Source organism: Endozoicomonas sp. SESOKO4 (assembly GCF_024606275.1).
The window spans coordinates 12,701-28,765 of record NZ_JAHHPS010000394.1; the positions used below are offsets into that span (position 1 = coordinate 12,701).

At 47.5% G+C, this 16,065-nt stretch carries 16 protein-coding genes; 2 read left to right on the plus strand and 14 right to left on the minus strand.

Features of this window, described 5'->3' with window-relative positions; genetic code table 11:
* Positions 1-11: 11 nt before the first annotated feature.
* The 7 genes from KDK16_RS07750 to KDK16_RS07780 form a co-directional block, all read right to left on the minus strand.
* Positions 12-344, minus strand: a complete 333-nt coding sequence (locus tag KDK16_RS07750; protein WP_257275434.1) for a DUF3392 family protein — start codon at positions 342-344, stop codon at positions 12-14.
* 82 nt (positions 345-426) lie between these two features.
* Positions 427-1,566, minus strand: coding sequence for a radical SAM family heme chaperone HemW (gene hemW, locus KDK16_RS07755; RefSeq protein WP_257275435.1), 1,140 nt, complete (start codon positions 1,564-1,566; stop codon positions 427-429).
* Between the two features lie 76 nt (positions 1,567-1,642).
* A complete protein-coding gene (locus KDK16_RS07760) occupies positions 1,643-2,287 on the minus strand; it encodes an XTP/dITP diphosphatase (protein WP_257275436.1) in 645 nt (214 codons plus the stop codon).
* Complete coding sequence (locus KDK16_RS07765) at positions 2,284-2,760, minus strand: DUF4426 domain-containing protein (protein ID WP_257275437.1); 477 nt, start codon at positions 2,758-2,760, stop codon at positions 2,284-2,286. Before KDK16_RS07765 ends, KDK16_RS07760 begins: the two co-directional genes overlap by 4 nt.
* A 4-nt stretch (positions 2,761-2,764) precedes the next feature.
* Positions 2,765-3,367, minus strand: coding sequence for a methionine biosynthesis protein MetW (gene metW / locus KDK16_RS07770; RefSeq protein ID WP_257275438.1), 603 nt, complete (start codon positions 3,365-3,367; stop codon positions 2,765-2,767).
* A complete protein-coding gene (locus KDK16_RS07775) occupies positions 3,364-4,521 on the minus strand; it encodes a homoserine O-acetyltransferase (RefSeq protein WP_257275440.1) in 1,158 nt (385 codons plus the stop codon). The genes metW and KDK16_RS07775 overlap by 4 nt, the downstream gene beginning before the upstream one ends.
* Before the next feature lie 444 nt (positions 4,522-4,965).
* The gene (locus KDK16_RS07780; protein ID WP_257275441.1) at positions 4,966-5,193 is read right to left on the minus strand and encodes a hypothetical protein; all 228 of its coding nucleotides are present in this window, start codon (positions 5,191-5,193) and stop codon (positions 4,966-4,968) included.
* Positions 5,194-5,705: 512 nt separating this feature from the next.
* Here KDK16_RS07780 and KDK16_RS07785 point away from each other — a divergent pair.
* Positions 5,706-5,939 (plus strand): cell division protein ZapB, encoded by a 234-nt coding sequence (locus KDK16_RS07785; RefSeq protein WP_257275442.1) that lies wholly within the window; start codon positions 5,706-5,708, stop codon positions 5,937-5,939.
* An 88-nt stretch (positions 5,940-6,027) separates the two neighbouring features.
* On the opposite strand, the gene KDK16_RS07790 is transcribed toward KDK16_RS07785, so the two are convergent.
* Complete coding sequence (locus KDK16_RS07790) at positions 6,028-7,950, minus strand: ATP-binding cassette domain-containing protein (RefSeq protein ID WP_306670768.1); 1,923 nt, start codon at positions 7,948-7,950, stop codon at positions 6,028-6,030.
* A gap of 259 nt (positions 7,951-8,209) precedes the next feature.
* On the minus strand, positions 8,210-8,698 hold the full coding sequence (locus tag KDK16_RS07795; RefSeq protein ID WP_257275444.1) for a histone H1-like repetitive region-containing protein: 489 nt from the start codon (positions 8,696-8,698) through the stop codon (positions 8,210-8,212).
* Between the two features lie 421 nt (positions 8,699-9,119).
* Here KDK16_RS07795 and KDK16_RS07800 point away from each other — a divergent pair, with 421 nt between their 5' ends.
* A complete protein-coding gene (locus KDK16_RS07800; RefSeq protein WP_257275445.1) occupies positions 9,120-9,827 on the plus strand; it encodes an FKBP-type peptidyl-prolyl cis-trans isomerase in 708 nt (235 codons plus the stop codon).
* 74 nt (positions 9,828-9,901) lie between these two features.
* Here the strand turns inward: KDK16_RS07800 and rsd are convergent, their stop codons facing one another.
* From rsd to KDK16_RS07825, 5 genes are all read right to left on the minus strand, one after another.
* Entirely contained in the window at positions 9,902-10,372 is a 471-nt protein-coding gene (rsd, locus tag KDK16_RS07805) for a sigma D regulator (RefSeq protein WP_257275446.1), read from the minus strand.
* Positions 10,373-10,858: 486 nt separating this feature from the next.
* On the minus strand, positions 10,859-12,433 hold the full coding sequence (gene gshA / locus KDK16_RS07810) for a glutamate--cysteine ligase (protein WP_257275448.1): 1,575 nt from the start codon (positions 12,431-12,433) through the stop codon (positions 10,859-10,861).
* A gap of 190 nt (positions 12,434-12,623) precedes the next feature.
* Positions 12,624-14,960 carry a Tex family protein gene (locus KDK16_RS07815; protein WP_257275449.1) on the minus strand — a complete coding sequence of 779 codons (2,337 nt, stop codon included), beginning with the start codon at positions 14,958-14,960 and terminating at the stop codon, positions 12,624-12,626.
* Positions 14,924-15,253: a DNA recombination/repair protein RecA gene (locus tag KDK16_RS13560; protein ID WP_257275451.1), complete on the minus strand. Its 330-nt coding sequence runs from the start codon at positions 15,251-15,253 to the stop codon at positions 14,924-14,926. Before KDK16_RS13560 ends, KDK16_RS07815 begins: the two co-directional genes overlap by 37 nt.
* A gap of 329 nt (positions 15,254-15,582) precedes the next feature.
* Positions 15,583-16,065 (minus strand): hypothetical protein (locus tag KDK16_RS07825; protein ID WP_257275453.1); only part of this gene is annotated, 483 nt, incomplete at its 5' end.

The window sequence follows — 16,065 nt, forward strand, 5'->3', positions numbered from 1 at the left end:
CTTTGCTCCTCTTAGCAACGCCCCAGTTTCTCCGACAATATCCCGACACAGATTGTGATCACCAGCAATACCGGAGCGAGAGTGTAATGATTGAAGTAGCCCAGTAAGTTGCCGAGCCATTGAGGCGCAAAATAAAAGATTGCACCAAACAGGGCGAGATTCAAAACAGCTCTTGCAGGAATTCTCACAGCGGCATGAAGCCGGTTCATCCAATCGGTGCTCCATGAGGCAATAAAACGTCCCACAAAGGCCACTGCTACTGCTGTCAGGGCCATAGCGATAACATCAAGATGCTCACGAGCCAACTTTGACAGAAAAATAATGTTGTCTGTTATCCATTCCATAGTTCACCCTTCGTTTTGAGTAAGGATACAGTTCGCAACAGATTCCAGAAAATGGCGTCCAGTCGCTAATTGAGCGGGGACATCATCCATCAGTAAACAGAGCCAGCAGATCATTCAAAAAGAGTCGTCCCTGTTTCGTTGGCTGTAATCGATCTTGCTCGAGCAAACCTTTTTGGATCGCTTGCCGACATTGAGCGTCTATGTCTGAGTAGGCCATTCCGGTTCTTTGCTGAAACAATGAGTGATCAACCCCCTGGTTAAGACGCAGAACATTCATCATAAACTCAATCGGCAGATCATCCTCATTCAATATTCTATTGCCCGCTTCAAAGGGTTTATCCGCTGCCAGATAGTCGGAGGGCATTCTGGTTTTCCAGTTTCGATAAATCCTGCCCGTCTCCTGCTGGGTCATCTTGCCATGAGCCCCCGCACCAATGCCGATATAGTCACCAAACTGCCAATAGTTCAAATTATGTTTTGCCTGTCTGCCGGGACGACTATAGGCTGAAATCTCGTACTGCTGATAGCCTGCCTCTGCCAGTAAATCCCACCCTTTTTCCTGAATGGACCAGAGGGTATCGTCCTCGGGTAAGACCGGAGGTTTTGAGTAGAAAACCGTATTGGGTTCAATGGTGAGCTGGTACCAGGAAATATGAGTCGGTTCCAGTGCAATTGCTTTCTTCAGATCTGACAGACCGTCCTGAATGCTCTGGCCGGGCAGTCCGTGCATCAGATCAATATTGAAGTTGTCAAAGCCCATCCCCCTCAGGGACTCAATCGCCTTGCGCGCTTCATCTGAACTGTGAATACGACCCAGCGTCTTGAGCTTTTCGTCCTGAAAACTCTGAACCCCCAATGACAATCGGTTGATACCGGCTTTTCGATAATCTTTGAACCGGTCATGTTCATAGGTGCCGGGGTTGGCTTCCATGGTGATTTCAATATCCGGCGAGAAACGGATTCTCTTTTCCAGCTCACAGAGAAAACGATCAAAACCTTTGGCAGACATCAAACTGGGGGTACCGCCTCCGAAGAAAATCGTATAAAGCGCTCTTCCCTGGAGAGTATTCACTTCACTGTCAAAGTCTGTTAACAGGGCATCGATATAAGCGTCTTCTGGAATACCATCGCTGAGCGCATGGGAGTTGAAGTCACAGTAAGGGCATTTTTTGACACACCAGGGAATGTGCACGTAAAGGCTCAATGGAGGAAGTTCGAGCATATTGAGAATCAGGTCAAGTGATTAAAGCGACCAGATGTCATCACCGGCCGCATAGAGAAAAAGTAACAAGCGTCTGTCAGAAGCGTTGTTTCAACTGCTTCAAAAGCTGTGTCATGGCTTTTGCCCGGTGGCTGATGCTGTTTTTCTGTTCCCGACTGAGTTCAGCCGCTGCACAGTTCTGATCAGGCACATAAAAAAGAGGATCATAACCAAAACCCTGATCACCAGAAGGCGCCTCCAGGATGTAGCCCTCCCAGCTACCATGACATATCAGAGGAGTGGGGTCTTCTGCATGGCGCATGTAGACCAGTACACTGTGAAAACGAGCGGTTCTTTGCTCTTTGGGCAATCCTTCCAGTCTCTGCAAGAGCTTCTGATTGTTCTCTCTGTCGGTGGCCTCTTCACCGGCAAATCGTGCCGAGTAAATACCTGGCTGGCCATTCAGGGCATCCACTTCAATCCCGGAGTCATCAGCAATGGCTGCAAGACCTGTGATTTTTGCCGCATTTCTGGCCTTGATCAAAGCGTTTTCTATAAAGGTCAGCCCTGTTTCCTCAGCAGAACCTACGCTGAACTCACTTTGAGCCAACACTTCAAAATCCAGCCCTGAGAGCATCTGCTGAAGCTCCTTCAGCTTGCCCTGATTACCACTGGCCAATACTACTTTCTTTGGCTCTTGCTTTGGCTCTTGCTTTAGCTCTTTTTTTACCAATGACTTCACTGGCCACCCTCGTAAAATTTCTGGCTGAACTGAATGGTATGACTCTGACTGGCGCCTTCAGGGTGTACTTTGATGGTAAATTTTAGCATTTCTTCATTACTGAACCGGAAACCTGCCAGATAATAGATGGCATCACCTTCCCTGATTTCCCTGAATTTCAGCGCTGACTGCTGACCCAGAAGGTTGGCGGTTTTGCCATCAAAAGAGGCTTTTACTGCCTTGCCTTCTTCACTGTCCCTGACGTTTCGGACAACCATATTGACCAAGCCATTTTTTGGCCCGCGCTCCAGGTCATAAGTCTTGGCTATGCCGGGCTGAATAAAGGTGCTGGGGAATGCACTGTAATACACTTCATAGTCGCCAAACCGGGCCGGTTTGTCATTCATGACACGGGCTTCGGGTACCGGGGCAGCATGGGCCCCCGAAAAAACGGCCAGCGCCAACAGTAGACTGAACAGCCTTACACAAGCCATGACTTCACTCTCCTCGAGTCAGATGATAGATAGCCACTTCTCCCATCAGGTTGGGCAGCAGGCGGGTTCTCCAGCCTCCCCTGTTGGCGCTATCTGTTACCATACGATTAATGATCTTCAGCTTTTTCTGATGGCAAAGATCTTCAAAATCCTTAAACGTGCAGAAATGTATATTAGGTGTGTCATACCAGGTATAAGGCATAAATTTGGATACCGGCATTCTACCTTTGGTAGCCAGATACCAACGGCAACGCCAGTGACCAAAATTCGGGAAGGTAACAATGCACTCCCGGCCCACTCTCAGCATTTCATCGAGTGCTAAATGTGGAAACTGCAAGGCCTGTAGAGCTTGAGTCATCACCACGGTATCAAAACTTTGATCGCCAAAATTGTCCAACCCCTGGTCAATGTTTTGCTCAAGAACGTTCACGCCACGTTCAATACAGTTCTGAATATTCTGTGGATTAATCTCCAGCCCATAACCCCGAACCTGCTTGTTTTTGCCCAGGTCTGCCAGCAGAGTGCCTTCACCGCAGACCAGATCAAGAACCCGACTGCCCTGGTCAATCCAGTCACTGATGATGGCAAAATCAACGCGGTTACTCATACAGCAGCCTCTTTGCACTCGACAGCGACTCGTTTCATATAGCCCGAAATGGCATTCACATATCGGGGAATGTTCATCAGGAATGCATCGTGCCCCTGGGGAGCATCCACTTCCATGTAAGAGACCTGCTTGCCCGCCTTCAGGAGTGCATCGGCAATCTCCCTGGAACGCTCCGGGGAGAAACGCCAGTCGGTAGTGAATGAAACCAGCAAAAAGTGTGCTTTGGCTGGAGACAGGGCCTGAGCAAGATCATCATTAAACTTCCGGGCCGGATCAAAATAATCCAGTGCCCGGGTCATCAGCAGATAGGTGTTGGCATCAAAGCTGCCAGAGAAGTGTTCCCCCTGATAGCGGAGATAGCTCTCTACCTGGAACTGAGCGCCATAATCGAAACTGTACTCCCCACTCTTGAGTTCACGGCCAAACTTCTGTCCCATGGCATCATCGGACAGATAGGTGATGTGGCCTACCATCCTGGCTAATCCCAGGCCGTTCTTGGGTAGCGTTCCCTCTTCAAGATATTGGCCATCCCGAAAGTTTTCATCGGAGCGAATGGCCTGACGGGCCACTTCATTGAAGGCAATATTCTGTGCCGACAGTTTCGGTGCAGAGGCAATGACTACAGCATGACGCAGACGTTCAGGATAAGCCATAGACCAGTAAAGCGTTTGCATGCCGCCAAGACTGCCACCCACCACTGCAGCCCATTGTAGAATACCCAGATGATCTGCCAGTCTGGCCTGGCTCTCGACCCAATCTTCCACAGTCAGTATGGGAAAATCAGAACCGTAGAGTTTGCCAGTTTGTGGGTTGATACTGATCGGGCCTGTGCTGCCATGACAACCCCCGAGATTGTTCAGACTGACAACAAAGAAGTGATTGGTATCCAGAGGCTTGCCGGGACCAATAAAGTTATCCCACCAGCCAGGCTTACGGTCTTCCATGGTGTGATAACCGGCTGCATGGTGATGGCCACTGAGCGCGTGGCAAATCAAAACACCATTATTCTTTTCGGTATTCAGCTCACCATAGGTTTCAATTACCAGGTCATATTCGTTCAGGGTTTGACCACAACTTAGCCGAAGGGGCCGATCAAAATGAACCGTTTCGGGTTCGACCAGGCCCACCGAGTCAGGGGGAATAGTTTCTGGCATAGTTACCTATCTATCACTTGTTACCGTGAAACACTTTTCAGCACGTCGAGTGATGAAAAACTGTTCTTTTACTCATGGTGCTTTCCACGGATTGTCCATCGGCATGCATGATCATCAGACGAACACAGTTAACCTGGAAACCCAATCTGCATTCACAATCGGTAGAGGCTGCTGCAAAAGTTGCGAGCATAGCGCAGCACTTTTGCGGCAACCTCAGAACGGGGGAGTGTATCTATTTGATGGATACTTGTCAGTATGCAAGCCGGAGATCGCAAGAGTGAGTTCAGTGAAACAACACTCATCACATCAAATTCCTGGTTTGATACTTCATTGCAGGTGTCATTTTCAATAAAAATGACTTCATCCCCATGAAGATGAAATCTCTTTTTCTGAAATAGAAAATAGCCATTAAAAAATAAATACTGACTCAAGACCTCAGGTTCTTTAGTGGCTAAGCAGAAAACAACGGTCCAGAGCCAACTCCGTCAAAGCCAGCAGATGACTCAGGAAAACACCTTCTACCTGACGTGAAGAAAAGTAAAGATGCTGATCTTGAATGTATTCGTCGACGCTCTGATTACAGGTCAGGGAGATGTAAAAAGCCCTCATCGCTTCATCCTCGACATTGAGAACAGAGACAATTGTTGCGTCGGGTAGTGTCGTTTCGCTCATGCAAAACTCCTTGAGGCATTCCACCTCTATTACACAGGATCTTTGGCTGTCCTGTGCAATTCTGAAAAGCATCAAGATTCCTGAATGACTTCAGTAAAATTCCTGTGAGCCACACCAGCGACCTTTATTACCGTGAAGGTTGTCCCGCTGCACCGACATTAGAGATGGATCAGGAAAAGGGAAGTAATGAGTCGGTAGCAGACTGTTCAACCGGTAAGCGATGCTCGTCGTTTTCAAAGCATTTCTGAAACGATAGATTCACTTCAGAACAGAGTCATAAACATTCGCCTATCACCCTCATTCTTGTGTAATTACTTCGCAAGTATAGCCTGCATATAAGTAACTTATCTGAACTTAGCCTGAAGTATGTGCTATCGTAGAGCCAGTGTAAAAGTCACCCTTAACTGCACAGAAGCCTGCCAAACTGCTGCTTCGTTAGAATAGGCAGGCAGCTATCTGTTACAGACAGGCTGATTTCGTCCGAACTATTTCCCGGTGAAAAAGTAACAACTATGTCCATTGAATCCTTAAGCCAACTTGAAAACAAGCTTCAAAACCTGATCGACAAACTTGAGCTCACTCGAATGGAGCTTGAGGAATTGCGTTCAACCAATAACCGTCTGGAAGACGAAAACACTCATCTGAAACAGGAATTAAGTTCCTGGAGCGACAGGGTGGGTACTCTGTTAGGCAAACTGGACAGCGTATCCGATGAAGCTGAAGATGTGGCATACGAGCAGGCATAAAAGGTCATAAATCAGGTTCATGGCCCATGCTTCGGGAATGAAGCTCCTGCTCTTTAGCTGCCAGGCAGTTTCTACCGCCTGATTGTCATCAGGCGGAGAATGATCCGCTTTCCATTGCTTCAAGTTGCTCCAGCGCTTCAATCCACTCTTCTTCGGTTTCCGCGATGCCCTTCTTATATCGAGTCTGTTGATCGAGCAATAATTTCAAACGTTCTTTTTCTGCACTTTCATAGAGCTCCGGACTGGCCAGTTCAGATTCAACCTCAACCAGCAACGATTGCAACTTCTCCAGTTTTTGCTCCAGAGAATCCACTTTCTTTTTCATCGGCCTGAGCTGCTTACGACGCTCTGCATCCAGACGTTTCTGCTCTTTGCGGGCTTGTGCCGAGTGAGTCGATTGAACCGTTTCAGAAATATTTTCTGATTTATCTTCCTGACGCTGCTGAGTTAACCAGACGCTATAATCCTCCAGATCGCCTTCAAAAGCTTCAACCCGGCCATCATGGACCAGAAAAAGATCGTCTGTAGTACTGCGCAGGAGATTACGATCATGCGACACCAGTATCATGGCTCCTTCGAATGTCTGCAGAGCCATAGTCAGAGCATGACGCATCTCAAGGTCAAGGTGGTTGGTTGGTTCATCCAGCAACAGCAGGTTAGGCTTTTGCCAGGCTACAATAGCCAGGGCCAGCCTCGCCTGTTCGCCACCAGAAAAACCTGCAATCGTTTCCAGAGCCTTATCACCATGAAAACCAAAACCGCCCAGAAAGTTTCTCAACTCCTGTTCCCGTGCCCCAGGCGACATTCGTTGTAGATGAAGCAATGGGCTGGCATCGGCATCGAGTTTTTCCAATTGATGCTGGGCAAAGTATCCTACTCTCAGGTGCTCTCCATCATGTCTCTGGCCAGCTACCAGAGGAAGCTCTCCAGCCAGTGTCCGAATCAAGGTTGATTTACCCGCACCGTTAGCCCCCAGCAAACCAATGCGACTGCCAGGCAGGATATTCAGTTTCAGCCTGATAAGTGTGTTGCCTTTATAACCCAGCTCCGCCTTGTCGAGGGTCAGCAGTGGTGAAGACATTTTTTCAGGATCAGGAAAGCTGAAGCTGAAAGGTGAATCGACGTGGGCCGGCGCTATTTCTTCCAGTCTCGCCAGCGCTTTTAAGCGACTCTGTGCCTGTTTCGCCTTGGTCGCTTTAGCACGAAACCGCTCAACAAACGTCTCCATGTGAGCGCGCTGCTTTTGTTGCTTTTCAAAAGCAGCCTGCTGCTGTTGAAGACGCTCAGAGCGCATCCGTTCAAAAGCAGAATAGTTACCACGATAGGTGTGCAGTTTCCGATGCTCAATATGGAGGGTAATGTCAATCACTGCGTCCAGAAAATCACGGTCGTGAGAGATGATAATCAACGTCCCCTGGTAACGCTTAAGAAAGCTTTCCAGCCAGACAATAGCGTCCAGATCGAGGTGGTTGGTTGGCTCATCAAGGAAAAGTAAATCCGAACGACACATGAGAGTTCTTGCCAGATTCAATCTCATTATCCAGCCACCGGAGAAATCTTTTACGCTACAGTCGATTTTTTCATGGGAAAATCCAAGACCATGGAGCATTTGTTCGGCACGGGAACGTGCTGTGTAGCCATCTGCCTGAAGCAGCTTTTCGTGAAGTTCGGCAAGCCTGCCATGCTCTTGTTCTTGTTCGGCACGCTTGATGGATTTTTCTATTTCCCGAAGTGTCTCATCACCGTCCAGCACATAATCGACGGCTTTCTGGTCCAGAGCCAAAACCTCCTGGGCCATATGAGCAATCCCCCGACCCGCATCGATGCCGACATCGCCCTTGTCCGGTTGCAGGTTACCCATAATCAGGGCCAGCAGACTCGACTTGCCACACCCATTGGCGCCCACCAGTCCAACATGCTGGCCGTGATGAATTGTTGCGCTGGTTTCTTCCAGCAAAACCTTGCCAGAGCGCAATAAACTGACTGAGTTCAAATTAATCATGGCGCGCATTATAAACGCTGTTTCACTGGCATTCCTACGGGAATATGAACCCACTGTGGATTCAAAGATCGACATACCACAAGAAGTTAATATCTGGCAGGCTGATCAAGACATTCGAGATCAAAACCCGGGGCAGGCTACTTCCAAAAATGTGGCAACGTAATTATTGCCACAAAGAAGTACTCGCTGATAGCTGGCGAGAGGGAGACGGATTATTCGATTTTATTGCAGGAGAGGCTTTCCTCTCCTGCGGATACTGCTTAAGAGATTAACGCTTGTCTTTTCTCTTGGCTGTCGCTTTCTTCCTGGCTGGGGCCTTTTTGGCAGCGGCCTTGCGAACTGGCGCTTTTTTCTTCACTACCGCCTTCTTGGCAGCTGCTTTACGAGCAGGCGCCTTTTTCTTGGCTACTGTCTTTTTGGCAGCCGCTTTACGAGCAGGCGCCTTTTTCTTGGCGGGCGCTTTTTTCTTGGCATCGGCCTTAGCCTTAGTCTTTGCTTTCTTCAAAGACTCTTTAGCCTTATCCAGTTTTTTCTTAAGCGCTTCAATTTCTTTTTCCAGCTTCTTAACCGGATCTACCTTGCGGGTAGTCTTCTTCGCTGCAGTTTTTTTAACTGCAGGCTTTTTGGCGGCTGCTTTTTTAGCTGCAGGCTTTTTGACTGCTGCTTTTTTAGCTGCCGGTTTTTTTTCAACTGGCTTTTTAGCCGCTGGTTTTTTAACAGCCTTTTTAGCAGCTGGTTTCTTTTTGGCTACAGGCATTTGGTCATCCCTCGTCATTGCCCTTAGAAGTACCTCTATATAAAAGCTGAATAATTTATATCCAGTTTTAATTAGAAAATAGAGTGCTTATCACGCGACTGCAAATTTTTTTATACATTTTTTTATATAAAATGATTTTTTTCCTTCAAAAAAAACTTGCCGCCTCTCGTTTTATTTTTTTATGAGAGTCATTTAACCCTTGTATTTAAGGCATTTTTGTATAACCAATGTTCCATAGCACTTGCTATCTCTTGATGTTTGCACAAAGATGGAGGAACTTTTGTACTAAGAAAAATTTGACCCTTTCTTTGTCGAGCTAACACAAACACTCATGAGCCGGAAATGCAGCCTGGTCGGAACATGAAAACAATCACTGCAAATTCAGGAAGAGCTGCATTTTCGCAATAAATAGAGAGACTTCATGAGACTAAAAGCACTTGCTAGCATCGCCCTGATGTCCTGTTCCATGCAATCAGTTGCTGTCCTGGAGAAAGAGTCAGACAAACTCAGCTACAGTCTGGGTGCAATTTTGGCCGAGCAACTCAAGCAGTTCGAGGGCATTAACTCAGACGCATTGTCTCAGGGAATCAAGGATACTCTGGAGAACAAACCTTTGGCTTTTGACAAGCAGGAAATGTTCAAGCTGATCGAAAAAGCCCGAAAGGATCAAGAGAAAAAACGTCAGGAACAACTGGCAGAAGAAGCAAAAAAGAACCTTGAAAAAGGTCAGGCTTTCCTGAAAGATAACTCTAAAAAGTCAGGCATAAAGACACTGAAAAGTGGCCTTCAATACAAAGTGATTAAAAGCGGTCAAGGTATTAAACCACAAGAAAACAGTGAAGTGACTGTCCATTACGAAGGACGTCTTGTTGATGGCAGGGTCTTTGACAGTTCATACAGCATAAACCAACCGGTGACGTTCAAACTGAATCAGGTCATCAAAGGCTGGACTGAAGGTCTGAAGCAGATGCAAGAAGGTTCCATTTGGGAACTTTATATCCCTTCGGACCTCGCTTATGGTCCCGGAGGTATTCCCGGGAGAATCAGACCTAATGAGGTGCTGATTTTTAAAGTTGAGCTTTTGAGTGTGAGAAAAGACTCACAGGTCAATGAGGAGAAACAGAAGTAAATATCCCCATCATTGACTGAGCGGTTTCCTTCATACTGCGTGCTGGAAGATATTCAGACTATCTGCCGGCATTACTAATGCTGGGAGAGCAATTCTCTGTGAGATTCGTGAAGCACTTCAATCATCTGGTCTTCCAGAGAAAAACGTTCTTCCAAAGCTTCACCTAGCTCGGACAGGTGAGCCTGCAGCATAGACACACTACTAAGGGACTCACAACCGTCGTTAAAATCCAGACAAACCTGCGTATTTTTTTCCAGTTCGGGCAGAATAGAGTGAGCCATTTCTACTCCCCCATCATTAAAATCAATACCTTCCTGAATCAGTTGTTCGTAGACTTCGAAATGACCAGCTGAAACATAATCAACCAGAATCTGGCACATTTCTTTCAATTTATTTGCAACAGGCCTTTTATCATCGTGAAATTGATTCACTCCATTGATTGAGCAGTAGAGAACGATCAGAGCCTGCCGCTCGTTTAGCCAGCGGTCAATGATTTCTGATACGCCACCCCAACGTTCTCTGGCCGTTTTGCACCCCTCCAGCATGACTATTCCTCTTCGTTTGGATCTCATCTACTCGAAACGGGATCACTTTATCGCCCCTTAAAAATGACGACTCAGTTGCTAGGTTATGACAGTGGATTTTTTGCGGCAAGAGGTAATTTCAATTTACTGTAAATTTCGATCTGAATTATATTTGTACACTCGCTCCAAAAGTCGTTTTTTCAGGGATTTGAGCGTTTTTTAATTCTATTAAGGATAAGAAGATCAGATTTCATTAAAAAAAATTATTTAATAATGCAGTCAAAAAAGAGACTCTGTCTTCCATGCCCTGAACTCCCGGCTCATCTAAAAACAGGGTATGACCAATGACATAAAAATAACACAGGAGAAAACAGTTAAAACAACTTTATACCCTCCATCAGGAAAGGTTTTTCCAGTAAAAAGAAAGCTCCATGCGTGAGAAAGTCTGACAGGATCCGAAGAACATTCGACTTACTCACCAGATCCGTTTTTTCAAAAAATCATGAATCATTCAGATTCAAAATAATGTTTCAGAAACTCATCAAAATGGGTCGAGTCAGACGCTTTCAATCGATCCTGGTCTGCTCTCGATTCTGCGGCTATACGCCCAAAATACTCCAACCTTTCAGGCTCAATCTCTTGTTGGCTGAAATAGCGGGAGTGCACTTCAGACTGCTTGAGCATCCAATTAATATAACCGTCTCCGCTACTTTTTAGTGCCTGCAGGATTCTGGCTGAGGGTGTGCACTCAGAATCCAGTAGCTTCTCTTTCTGCTGAATCAGGGATTCCGAGAACAGATCAGACTCATTGGCCTGATCCAGTATCCGGGCCACGGGCATCATTTTGTCGATTAAACTCAGTCCCCAATCAGTCAGAGTGACCGGACCTTGCTCATCATTTAACTTCAAGCCGGGACGTCTTCCTTCTGAAACAGTTCGGGCAAAGTTTTCAGTCACTCGCTGGCACTCTGCATGATCAATTTCAGGACTGTCCATCAAAGCGGTAAACACCAGAAAAACATCCAGAAACGCAGCATCGACCATGGACAACCCCAGCGGCTCCATTGGATTAATGTCCATGCAGCGCACTTCAACGTATTCAACGCCATAATTTGATAATGCGGTCAGGGGCTTCTCGCCCCGTTTGGCAATTCGCTTGGGTCGAATGTTGCTGTAATACTCGTTCTCGATCTGGAGAAGATTGGTATTCAGCTGTAGATAACGATCGCCATTTTTGAGCCCGATCTCTTCATAAGGCTGATAGGGGGTTTTAATGGCTTTAGCAAGGCTGGAAACATACTCTCCCAGAGTGTTGTAACAAATACTCAAAGATGACTGAGCATTATTGGTGTAGCCCAGGTCACTCATTCGCAGAGAGGTTGCCCAGGGCAAATACAATGTGTCTTCATCCAGTTTTGCCAGTGATTCGATGGGTTTTTGTTGAGTAAAGAAACTCTTGCTCACTGCAGGTGAAGCTCCGAAAAGATACATCAGCAGCCAGGAATATCGGCGAAAGTTTCTGATCATTGCCAGATAGGATTCTGACTGGAAATCTTCCAGAGAACGATCTGAAGACTCAGCATCAGACAACAACTGCCAGAGTGACTCCGGCAACGAAAAGTTATAGTGAATGCCGGCAATAGTCTGCATGGCCTTGCCATAACGATGCGCCAGTCCTTCACGGTAGACAGTCTTCATTTTGCCTGGGTTAGAGTCGCCATAACGGGCAATAGGAATACTCTGCTCACCTTCCAGCAAAGCCGGCATACTGCCCGCCCAGAGCGTTTCACTATCAAGGTTTTGGCAGGTGTAGCTATGAAGCTCTTCCAGAAACTTCATGACATCTTCCAGCTTGCAGTAGACCGGAGTAATGAACTCTAGCAAAGCTTCAGAGTAGTCAGTCGTGATATAGGGGTGCGTCAGAGTCCTGCCCAAGACTTCCGGATGAGAAAACTGCGACAAACGTGCGTCAGCCGATACCCGCAGCCCTTCACGTTCGATTCCATGTCGTATACCACTGAGCAGGTTTTGGTTGGACGACTGCTGAAGCAGTTGCAGACGAAACTCATACTGGCTAGTCAAAATACAATTCCAATCCAGGTGCGTTTTTTTGAGATCAACACTCTGCCCGGGAGCCTGCGAGCAGTGTATAAGGCGGTAATCATTTCTTGGAACGGACTATATAACGTTAGAATCTGCCTTGCACCTATCGAATAACTGCGAAGTCTCTCAGACCGTGAGCAGCCTCTCAGAGGCTGCTCCTGTGACCCACTTACTTTCTCAGCTTTTTAGCATTGGCAAACAGATCAGCAAAAGAACCAGCGGACTGCTCTTTTTTAACCTGCTGGTTGTTTCTTTTGCCACCACGATTTTGAGGTTTTGTGCCACCAGTGCGTTCACCACGAGGCTGCTGCCTCGCCTGAGCCACTTCTTCAGCCTTGTCACCCATGCGCATGGAGAGTCCAATACGCTTGCGCTGGACGTCTACTTCCATGACTTTGACCTTGACGATATCACCGGCCTTAACCACTTCAGCAGGATCTTTTACGAAGGTGTTGGACAGCGCAGAAATATGCACCAGACCATCCTGATGAACACCCACATCAACAAAGGCACCAAAGTTGGTTACGTTGGTAACAACGCCTTCCAGCTCCATGTTCAGCTTCAGGTCACTGATTTTTTCAACACCTTCCTGGAATTCCGGCGCCTTGAATTCTGGACGAGGGTCACGTCCGGGCTTGTCCAGTTCAGAAATAATGTCGGTCACGGTGGGCAGACCAAAGCTTTCATCCGTAAACGTTTTGGGATCCAGAGACCTCAGGAACAGGGAGTCACCAATCAGGCCGTGCACTGCGCGCTCGGACTGACTGGCAATCTTTTCCACAACCGGATATGACTCAGGGTGCACTGCAGAAGCATCCAGAGGGTTTTCACCATTCATGACGCGCAGGAAACCTGCAGCCTGTTCAAATGCTTTAGGACCAAAACGACCTACTTTCTTGAGTGCTTCACGATCAGAAAACACACCGTTCTGGTCTCGGAAGGCAACAATGTTATCTGCCAGCGTTCTGTTTAAGCCGGACACACGGGTCAGCAAAGCACTGGAAGCTGTGTTTACATCAACACCGACAGCGTTTACACAATCTTCAACAACCGCTTCCAAAGAGCGCGACAACTGAGTCTGACTGACATCGTGCTGATACTGGCCGACACCAATCGCTTTAGGTTCAATTTTAACCAGTTCAGCCAGTGGGTCTTGCAGACGACGAGCAATGGATACGGCACCACGAATAGAAACATCCAGGTCCGGGAATTCACGAGCTGCCAGTTCAGAGGCAGAATAAACCGATGCACCGGCTTCACTGACGACAATTTTAGTCAGACCCAGTTTGGGGTAAGCTCTCATCAGTTCTGCGACGAGACGATCCGTTTCACGGGATGCCGTGCCATTGCCAATACTGACCAGCTCGACACTGTGAGTCAGACAGAGAGTTGCCAGTGTACCCAGAGCCTCTTTCCACTGACGCTGAGGCGCGTGGGGGAAGATGGTGGTGTGCTCTACCAGTTTGCCTGTAGCGTCCACGACGGCCACTTTAACACCCGTTCGCAGACCCGGATCAAGACCCAGAGTTGGGCGCAGCCCCGCAGGAGCTGCCAAAAGCAGATCTTTCAGGTTCTTGGCAAAAACCTTGATCGCTTCTTCCTCTGCACTTTCACGTATGCGGGTCATCAAGTCAGTTTCAAGCTGGGTCAGGAGCTTTACTCTCCAGGTCCAGCGCACGACATCTTTTAGCCACTTGTCAGCCGCTCTGCCCTGATCAGCAATGTGCCAGTGGTCCGCAATGACTTTTTCGCAGGGATGCGTTTCCAGACGCGAATCAGGTTCATTCTCCAAACGAATGTTAGACTGAAGCACACCTTCATTACGGCCACGGAAGATCGCCAGAGCACGATGAGAAGGAACCTGTTTGATCGGCTCATCATGTTCAAAGTAGTCGCGGAACTTCGCACCCTCTTCTTCCTTGCCTTCAACACTCCGGCTGGAAAGAATGCCTTGACTCCATAACATATCCCGGAGTTTGCCCAGCAGTTCAGCGTCTTCACTGAACCTTTCCATCAGAATGTAGCGGGCACCTTCGAGTGCCGCCTTACTGTCAGCAACGCCTTTATTAACATCAACAAAATCGGCAGCAACCGCTTCCGGATCGGTATCCGGCTCGTTGAACAGTTGATCAGCCAAAGCTTCCAAACCGGCTTCAATGGCGATCTGACCTTTGGTACGACGTTTCGGCTTATAGGGAAGATAAAGATCTTCAAGGCGGGTTTTAGTGTCCGCAGCACGAATGTCCTTTTCCAGCTCAGGCGTCAGTTTCTCCTGATCCCGAATACTGTTCAGAACCGTTTCACGACGCTCCTCCAACTCACGAAGATACCGCAGACGCTCTTCCAGCGTACGCAGTTGTGTATCATCAAGAGCGCCTGTAGCCTCTTTACGGTATCGGGCAATAAAAGGAACGGTTGCGCCATCATCCAGCAATGCAACAGCACTGGTGACCTGCTCCGGACGAACGTTCAGCTCTTCAGCGATACGCTGAAAGATGATTTCCATAGAACCCACTCAATGTTAACTTTGAATTTATCGAATACGGTACAAAATAATATCCGCACCATTAGAGCAGACTGACAGGCATTTAGGCAAAAGTCCTGAAAACGTTCCTGCCTGGAAGCTATCAACTTGTCTTCACCCAGCTTGCCAGAGTATTGAGGGTCGAGGGCGTGTTCAGCATCAGCAAACGCATAGTTAGCACTCTGCTTGCGGTCACCCATACGCATGACTGCGCGCTTGCCAAACTGCCTGTCAATCTGACCAGGGCTGCGACCACGACTCTTTTCTATCGTCATCCGTTGTTGATACCCTCAACGAGCTCTTTTTGACAAGAGACTGTGTGAATGACTCCCACCAAACTGCCTAATGCAGCTATGGCCAGAGCTTCTATAGTCCGTAGGCCGTATTCTAATGACAATCGATTGATTGTCACGGGGTGATGGCAGCGATTCTGTTATCTTAAGCAGACTTTGCTACACAATATTGGAGTAACTGATAAGACCCTTTGTGCCAGTCGGGGCTGTCCGCAACAGAAGTACGCTCCCTGTACACCGGATAAGCCGGCTGTCATCTTAATCCTTCTTCGTCCATTTAAGAAAGAGACAGCCTCAACTTCTGTACAAAACTAGTCTTTGAATCGCCCTGGTACCAAGACTTGACGCCCTGACTTGGTTGAAACCAGATTTTCATCCGTGTCTTTTGAACGCTTGCGCTTAAGCGCTTGTTTATCGTTATCCTCGTCCTTTTTACCTTCACCCTCATCCTTTGATTGACGCCTTTTGGTGGTATGGCTGATGGTGGTATGGCTGGGCAGTGACGTTTTTACCGGTTGTACTTTGCTGGCAGTACTTCTTCTGTCTGTCCTGAGATACTCGAGTTTAGCCCTCCAATTAAAGTCGATATTGCATCTGTCAATTTCCATGTCGAGCCACAATACCATCAGAGCCATTTCAGTGGGCTTCATCATGCTGGTCTCACGGAATAAAGCATCCAGAACTGACAAGAGAGTGTCCTCGAACACTTTAAATTCCTCAAGGGATTTATTCTTTATGAATCCTTCCAATTCGCTAAAGTGAAAAAGAAGATTCCATAATACCTGTGAACGGAA

What these genes read in the sequence shown, in the direction of transcription:
- KDK16_RS07815 (WP_257275449.1), bottom strand. Translation starts at nt 14,960, where the DNA reads ATGGAAATCATCTTTCAGCGTATCGCTGAAGAGCTGAACGTTCGTCCG.
- hemW (WP_257275435.1), bottom strand. Translation starts at nt 1,566, where the DNA reads ATGCTCGAACTTCCTCCATTGAGCCTTTACGTGCACATTCCCTGGTGT.
- KDK16_RS13560 (WP_257275451.1), bottom strand. Translation starts at nt 15,253, where the DNA reads ATGACGATAGAAAAGAGTCGTGGTCGCAGCCCTGGTCAGATTGACAGG.
- KDK16_RS07785 (WP_257275442.1), top strand. Translation starts at nt 5,706, where the DNA reads ATGTCCATTGAATCCTTAAGCCAACTTGAAAACAAGCTTCAAAACCTG.
- KDK16_RS07795 (WP_257275444.1), bottom strand. Translation starts at nt 8,698, where the DNA reads ATGCCTGTAGCCAAAAAGAAACCAGCTGCTAAAAAGGCTGTTAAAAAA.
- rsd (WP_257275446.1), bottom strand. Translation starts at nt 10,372, where the DNA reads ATGCTGGAGGGGTGCAAAACGGCCAGAGAACGTTGGGGTGGCGTATCA.
- metW (WP_257275438.1), bottom strand. Translation starts at nt 3,367, where the DNA reads ATGAGTAACCGCGTTGATTTTGCCATCATCAGTGACTGGATTGACCAG.
- KDK16_RS07780 (WP_257275441.1), bottom strand. Translation starts at nt 5,193, where the DNA reads ATGAGCGAAACGACACTACCCGACGCAACAATTGTCTCTGTTCTCAAT.
- KDK16_RS07750 (WP_257275434.1), bottom strand. Translation starts at nt 344, where the DNA reads ATGGAATGGATAACAGACAACATTATTTTTCTGTCAAAGTTGGCTCGT.
- KDK16_RS07775 (WP_257275440.1), bottom strand. Translation starts at nt 4,521, where the DNA reads ATGCCAGAAACTATTCCCCCTGACTCGGTGGGCCTGGTCGAACCCGAA.
- KDK16_RS07790 (WP_306670768.1), bottom strand. Translation starts at nt 7,950, where the DNA reads ATGCGCGCCATGATTAATTTGAACTCAGTCAGTTTATTGCGCTCTGGC.
- KDK16_RS07800 (WP_257275445.1), top strand. Translation starts at nt 9,120, where the DNA reads ATGAGACTAAAAGCACTTGCTAGCATCGCCCTGATGTCCTGTTCCATG.
- KDK16_RS07765 (WP_257275437.1), bottom strand. Translation starts at nt 2,760, where the DNA reads ATGGCTTGTGTAAGGCTGTTCAGTCTACTGTTGGCGCTGGCCGTTTTT.